The 4,853-nt window shown below is 72.8% G+C and carries 6 protein-coding genes; 5 read left to right on the top strand and 1 reads right to left on the bottom strand.

Annotated features, from left to right (window positions below; genetic code table 11):
* The 3 genes from VIM19_09635 to VIM19_09625 form a co-directional block, all read left to right on the top strand.
* Positions 1-770 (top strand): pyrimidine reductase family protein (locus VIM19_09635; GenBank protein HEY5185141.1); only part of this gene is annotated, 770 nt, incomplete at its 5' end.
* A gap of 19 nt (positions 771-789) precedes the next feature.
* The gene (locus VIM19_09630) at positions 790-1,872 is read left to right on the top strand and encodes an ATP-dependent DNA ligase (protein ID HEY5185140.1); all 1,083 of its coding nucleotides are present in this window, start codon (positions 790-792) and stop codon (positions 1,870-1,872) included.
* A gap of 44 nt (positions 1,873-1,916) precedes the next feature.
* Positions 1,917-2,402 (top strand): indole-3-glycerol phosphate synthase, encoded by a 486-nt coding sequence (locus VIM19_09625; GenBank protein ID HEY5185139.1) that lies wholly within the window; start codon positions 1,917-1,919, stop codon positions 2,400-2,402.
* A gap of 4 nt (positions 2,403-2,406) precedes the next feature.
* Here the strand turns inward: VIM19_09625 and VIM19_09620 are convergent, their stop codons facing one another.
* A complete protein-coding gene (locus VIM19_09620) occupies positions 2,407-3,981 on the bottom strand; it encodes a methyl-accepting chemotaxis protein (GenBank protein ID HEY5185138.1) in 1,575 nt (524 codons plus the stop codon).
* Positions 3,982-4,085: 104 nt separating this feature from the next.
* On the opposite strand from VIM19_09620, the gene VIM19_09615 reads away from it, so the two are divergent.
* Positions 4,086-4,454, top strand: coding sequence for a hypothetical protein (locus VIM19_09615; protein ID HEY5185137.1), 369 nt, complete (start codon positions 4,086-4,088; stop codon positions 4,452-4,454).
* 120 nt (positions 4,455-4,574) lie between these two features.
* Positions 4,575-4,736: a hypothetical protein gene (locus VIM19_09610; protein HEY5185136.1), complete on the top strand. Its 162-nt coding sequence runs from the start codon at positions 4,575-4,577 to the stop codon at positions 4,734-4,736.
* The last annotated feature ends 117 nt before the right edge of the window (positions 4,737-4,853 follow it).

Here is a 4,853-nt window from a genome sequence, read left to right as displayed (position 1 = left end):
TGCGGCGCCACCGCGGGGAAGCGGTCCTGCAGCGAGGAGACGTCGGGCGGCACGAGCGGCAAGCCTACGGGGGGCATGCCAGGATCTCGGACGTGCGCCGCCTGCTGCCCGAGCCGTCCGAGGAGGTCGACCTGGCCGCCGCCTACGCCTACCCCGAGGGTCGGCCCTGGCTGCGGGCCAACATGGTCGCGTCGGTGGACGGCGCGATGACCGGTGCGGATGCGTTGTCCGGCAGCCTGTCCGGACCGGCCGACCGGGCCGTGTTCGGCGTGCTGCGGCGGGCCGCCCACGCCGTGCTCGTCGGCGCCGGAACGGTGCGCACCGAGGGATACCGTCCGGCCGCACTGCCGATCGCCGTCGTCTCCAACCGGCTCGACCTCGACTGGTCGCTGCCACTGTTCGACCACGCCCCGCAGCGCACCGTCCTGCTCACCAGCGCGACCGCCCCCGCCGACCGGCTGGCCGCCGCCCGGGTCGGCAACGACGTCGTGGTGTGCGGCGAGGAGCTGGTCGACCTGGCGCTCGCGGTGGCCGCACTGCACGAGCGCGGGCTCACCCGGCTGCTGTGCGAGGGGGGCCCCGCGCTGCTGGCCCAGCTGGGCTCCGCCGGGCTGCTCGACGAGCTGTGCCTGACCACCGCGCCCGTCCTGGTGGGCGGGACCGCCGGGCGGATCCTCGCCGGTCCGGAGCTCGACGAGCGGCCGTGGCACCTCGCGCACCTGCTCATGGACCACGACAGCCTGTTCGCTCGCTGGGTCCGCCGGGGCTGAACCCGGGCATGATGGCGCCGTGGACCTGCCCGTCATGCCGCCGGTCAAGCCGATGCTGGCCAAGTCGGTCTCCGGAGTGCCCGACCCGGCCGGAACCCCGGGCGGGCTGCTCTACGAGCCCAAGTGGGACGGCTTCCGCTGCGTGGTGTTCCGCGACAGCGACGAGGTGGAGCTCGGCTCCCGCAACGAACGGCCGCTCACCCGCTACTTCCCCGAGGTCGTCGACGCCGTCCGCGCCGAGCTGCCCACTCGCTGCGTGGCGGACGGCGAGATCGTGGTGGCCACCGCCGACGGGCTGGACTTCGACGCCCTGCAGCAGCGCATCCACCCAGCCGACTCGCGGGTGCGGATGCTGGCCAGCAGCACGCCGGCGGCCTTCGTCGCGTTCGACCTGCTGGCCCTGGACGACGAGGACCTCACCGGTGCGCCGTTCGAGCGGCGGCGGGCCCGGCTCGAGTCGGCCCTGGCGGCGGCCCGGCCGCCGGTGTTCCTCACGCCCGCGACCGCTGACCCGGCGCTGGCCCGGCAGTGGTTCGAGGTGTTCGAGGGTGCCGGGCTCGACGGCGTGGTCGCCAAGCCGCTGGCTCAGCCGTACCGCCAGGACCAGCGGGTCATGTTCAAGGTGAAGCACGAGCGGACCGCGGACTGCGTCGTCGCCGGGTTCCGCTGGCACAAGTCCGGCCCGGTGGTCGGCTCGCTGCTGCTCGGGCTGTACGACGCCGACGGCGTCTTGCAGCACGTGGGGGTGGTCGGCGCGTTCCCGATGCGGCGGCGGGCCGAGCTGGTCGAGGAGCTGGCCCCCTACCGGACGGACGACCTGAGCGGGCACCCGTGGGCGGAGTGGGCCCAGGCCGTGGGCGAGGAGGGCGGCAGCCGGATGCCGGGCGCAGTGAGCCGGTGGAACTCGGACAAGGACCTCACCTGGGTGCCGCTGCGGCCCGAGCTCCTCGTCGAGGTCGCCTACGACCACCTCCAGGGAACCCGGTTCCGACACACCGCGCAGTTCCGGCGCTGGCGGACCGACCGGGACCCGCGCTCGTGCACCTACGACCAGCTCGAGCGGCCGGCCCGGTTCGACCTGGCCACCCTGCTACCCGACTGACCGCCGACCCCTCGCGGGACCCGTACGCTCGATAGGCTCGGAGCGTGTTCACCTCAGTGCTGCTCACCGAGAACCCGCTCACCGACCACGACGTGGCCCGCCTCGTCGCGCTGCATGGCGACGAGCCGGTGCACTTCCACGTCGTCATGGCGGCGGACGCCGACGTCAGAGGGTTCGACGAGGCCGTCGACGACATCACCCGGACGCACTTCCGCGACGCACTTCATGAAGAGGACGCGGACAAGCCCGAGGCGCAGCTGCTGGCGGAGGCGCAGAAGCGGCTGTCCGGGTCCATCGCGGCGCTGCAGGCTGCCGGCGCCGCCGAGGTGGACGGTTCGGTCGTCCCCCACCGGCCGGTTGACGCCACCGTCGAGATCGCCGGACGGCTGGACGCCGACGAGATCGTCGTCCTCACCGAGCCGCACCTGGTGACCGACATGATGCGGCGGGACTGGGCCACCCGGCTGCGGCACAAGGTGCACCTGCCAGTGCTGCACGTAATCGCTGGCACCGACGAGGTCCACACCTGAGCGGTCAGGTGTGGAACCGGGCGATCGACTGCCCGAGGTCCGCGGCCAGCCCGCTGAGCTGGGCCGCCGACGACGCCGCCTGCTGAGAGCCCACGGCGGCTTGGCGGGACACCTCGCTCACCTGGCCCATGGCCACCACCACCTGCTCCGAGGCGGAGCGTTGCTGCTGGGTGGCGATCGAGATCTCCTCGGCCGCCATGGTGGTCTCCTCGACCAGCCTGGCGATGCGCTCCAGCGCGTCGACGGCACCGCGGGCCAGCAGCGCACCCTCGGCGGCCTGCGCCACCCCCGCGCGACTGGCGCTGATCGTGGCGTCGGTGTCCCACCGGATCTGGGTGACCAGTGCCTGGATCCCGCCGGCAGACTCCTGCGACCGCTCAGCCAGCCGGCGCACCTCGGCGGCCACCACGGCGAAGCCCCGGCCGTGCTCCCCCGCCCTGGCCGCCTCGATCGCAGCGTTCAGGGCCAGCAGGTTGGTCTGGTCGGCCAGCTCGTCGATGACCTGCAGAATCTGCCCGATCTGCCGGCCCTTCTCGCCCAGCTCGACGGCGGATCCCTCGACGGCAGCCACCCGCACGGCCAGCTGGTCGATCGCATCGACGCTGGCGTGCACCGCCTGGCGGCCGACCTCGGCCGACCGCAGCGTCTCGGCAGCCACCTGGGCCACACCTCGCGAGGTCTCGGCGATCTGGGCCGCGGTGGCCGCCAGCTCCTCGATCGTGGATGTCGTCTCGGTCACGGCCCCCGACTGCTCGCCCGAGCCGGCCGAAAGCGCCCGGGCCATGGCCAGCAGCTCACCGGCCGCGGACTCCATCTGCCGGCCACCGCCGTGGATCCGGCCGACCAGCTCGCGCAGGCCGGCGCTGGTGTTCTCCAGTGACGCGGCCAGGTCGGCGGTGTCGACGAAGCGGGTGGGGTCGGTCGAGGCGGCCAGGTCACCTCGCGCCAGCCGGGCCAGCGCCACTGACAGGTCGTCGACCTCCTGGGCCAGCCGGCGCTCCCGGCTGGCCGCCTGGTGCTGGACCCGGAACAGCCCGACGTCAATCGCGTCGACGAGCACGCCGACGACGAGCGTGCTGAGCACCGCTGCGACGCCGAACGGGACGCCGGTCCCGTGCCAGGTCGAGGTGAGCCAGCCCACGGCCGCCAACGACGCGGCCAGCGCCGGGGCGAGCAGCCGGGCCACCAGGTCCGAGTAGACCCCCGTGGCGTACGGCACGACGATGAGCGGCAGCATGACCGCTGGCCCGAGCATCCCTCCGGAGAAGGCCACCATCGCCAGCACCCCGCCCAGGAGCACGGCGGTCGAGGGGACGTCCCACCGGTCCGACTCGGCCAGCGAGTGCCCCTGCCGCAGCGAGTACCGGGCCAGCGCCACGGCCACCACCGCGTTGGCCAGGAGCAGCACCTCGACGCCGAGGACCCCCACCCACAGCACGTCGTGCGCCGAGACGTAGCGCGCGGTCAGCCAGGCCAGCAGCGGAGCCAGCAGCACGGTCGCCAGGTGCGTGATCGTCGTCTCGATCGCCGAGATGGCCGAGTAGGGCACCAGGCCGTAGTCGACGTCGTCGGCGAGCATGCATCCCCCATGTCGGTGACTCCTCGAACGCTGGATCGGGCGGCGGGGCGCCCACCTGTAGCCCGTTCGGGGGAACGGGCGCGGGCGCCGGTTAGGCTCGCCGGGTGCGGCGGGTCTGGGTCGTCCTCGGCGCGGCGGTCGCAACCGTCGCCGTCGCCGGCTGCTCGAGCCCCAGCCGAGTGCCCGCCCCGACGCTCGTGGGGATCGGCGCAGCCAGCTCCGCCTGCCAGCACATCATGGACGCCACCGCGAAGTCGCACCAGGGCGACACCCAGGGGCTGCAGACCGCCATGGACGCCGCCGCGCGGGCGGCCAGCGACGCGGCCCAAAGCGACAAGCGGTGGAAGCAGTTCGCCGCGGACGTCTACGCGGTGGACCAGGGCGCCGCCACCGCCGACCAGAGCAAGCACATCGTCGCGGTGTGCGCCCAGCTGCAGAAGGACTCGTCGGTCTACGTGACCGCGACCCCTTAGCCCGGATCCACCGTCTCGGCTTGAGTCGCCGCGCGTCGTAAAGCCGAGATGCCCTTCTGCTGCAACAGAATCGATCTTGTCTAGGGATCGTTTCGTCACCAGCGGAAGGGCATCCGGTAGATGCGAGTCTGTCACGGCTTCACTGCCACGTTCGACGATCCGAACCTCGTGTCGTGCGCCGGCGCCGGGTTGGCGCCGGTGCTGGCGCTGGCGGAGCGGGCCGGGCTGAACCGGCTGGTCGGCGAGTGGCCCGGCTCTGGTCGCGTCTCAGCCTCGGTGTAAATGACGACGGACGTAGGTTCGCCTTGATAGCCGCCAAGCTCTCAAGAGAGGACCCACGTCCGTGTCTGTTCGAGTATCGCCCACTGAGAAGATCCGTCGCCAGATCGATGCCCTGTT

The sequence above is a fragment of the Actinomycetes bacterium genome (assembly GCA_036510875.1).
Lineage (GTDB): Bacteria > Actinomycetota > Actinomycetes > Prado026 > Prado026 > DATCDE01.
Note: the sequence above shows the minus strand (reverse complement) of the source record. Positions and strands in the feature narration are given on the sequence as shown.